The sequence below is a fragment of the Phytoactinopolyspora endophytica genome, from assembly GCF_004138495.1.
Lineage (GTDB): Bacteria > Actinomycetota > Actinomycetes > Jiangellales > Jiangellaceae > Phytoactinopolyspora > Phytoactinopolyspora endophytica.
In genome coordinates, this window is record NZ_ML142874.1 from 64,399 (window position 1) to 65,923 (window position 1,525).

The window sequence follows — 1,525 nt, forward strand, 5'->3', positions numbered from 1 at the left end:
GAGCACGAGGTGCTCGCGCGTCTGGCCGAAGGGCACTCCAACGCCGCCATCGCGCGGCTGCTCGTCGTCTCGGAGGCGGCCGTCGGGAAGCACATCAGTAGCATCTTCGCCAAGCTGGATCTGCCGCCGACTGAAGAGACGAACCGCCGGGTCTCGGCCGTCCTGGCCTACCTGAGAAACGAGAATGCTTAGCGCCCCGCCGGGATGGCACCCAGTCCGACCACTTCAATACCACCACGTGCACTCGACCGGCAAATTCGGCCCGACACCGCATCTGGCAGTATCACGGTGGTCTGACGGTATCGAGGTCGGCCGGCGGTATCGAGGTCGGCCGGCGGTGTCAGGCGGGCGAAGCTGCGCGGGCTGCCGTGCTGTCGATCGTGGCCGAGCCGATGACACGCTCGCCGTCATACAGCACGATCGCCTGGCCTGGAGCGACACCCTCTTGTGGCGCCTCGAACCACACGGTCAGGGCGCCATCGACCAGCTCTGCACGCGCCGGGGCGGCAGCACCATGCGCACGGAACTGGGCAGAACACTCCAGCATTCCCACCGGCTCCGGGCCGCACCAGCGCGGCGCCGTCCCCACCACCTCGTCGACGGCAAGCTCCTCACGCGGGCCCACCGTGACGCGGCGGTCCACCGGCGAGATGTCCAGCACGTAGCGCGGCTTGCCGTCGTCCGCTGGACGCCCGATCTTGAGTCCCTTGCGCTGGCCGATGGTGAAACCATAGGTGCCGTCGTGCTCGCCGATCACCTCGCCGGACGTATCGACGACGTCGCCGGGGGCATCCCCCAGCTGGCCACGGAGAAAGCCCGCGGTGTCGCCGTCCGCGATGAAGCAGATGTCGTGGCTGTCCGGCTTGCGCGCCACGGCCAGGTCGCGCCGTTCTGCCTCGTCCCGGATATCGGACTTCGGGGTGTCTCCCAGCGGGAAGATCGCGTGCCGCAGCTGCTCCGTGGTGAGCACGCCCAGCACGTAGGACTGGTCCTTGTCCGGATCGACGGCCCGATGCAGCTCTCGCCCCTGCGGACCATCCACGATGCGGGCGTAGTGGCCGGTGCAGACCGCGTCGAAACCGAGCGCCAACGCCCGCTCCAGGACGGCGGAGAACTTGATCTTCTCGTTGCACCGCAGGCAAGGGTTCGGTGTCCGGCCAGCGGCATACTCAGCAACGAAGTCCTCGACGACGTCGGCCCGGAACCGCTCGGCCAGATCCCAGATATAGAAAGGGATGCCCATGACGTCCGCCGCTCGCCGCGCGTCACGGGAGTCCTCCAGCGTGCAGCAGCCCCGTGCGCCCGACCGGAACGACTGGGGGTTGGCGGACAGCGCCAAGTGCACTCCCGTCACGTCATGCCCGGCGTCCACCATCCGCGCGGCCGCCACCGCGGAGTCGACGCCACCGGACATCGCCGCCAGTACTCGCATCGCCGTCCTCACCGTTCCATCGTGTCGGTCACGTTCGACTTCTCACTCGCTTCGCCGCCAGGCCTCGTTCCTCGGCCGACAGCTTCACTCGCT

At 68.4% G+C, this 1,525-nt stretch carries 2 protein-coding genes; one reads left to right on the plus strand and one right to left on the minus strand.

The features are described from left to right. Window positions 1-192, plus strand: a 192-nt coding sequence (locus ELR45_RS41805; RefSeq protein WP_240760290.1) for a response regulator transcription factor, incomplete at its 5' end; no start/stop codon positions are given. Between the two features lie 148 nt (window positions 193-340). Here the strand turns inward: ELR45_RS41805 and mnmA are convergent. Beyond that, window positions 341-1,432, minus strand: a complete 1,092-nt coding sequence (mnmA, locus tag ELR45_RS31785; RefSeq protein WP_129669873.1) for a tRNA 2-thiouridine(34) synthase MnmA — start codon at window positions 1,430-1,432, stop codon at window positions 341-343. Window positions 1,433-1,525 lie beyond the last annotated feature (93 nt).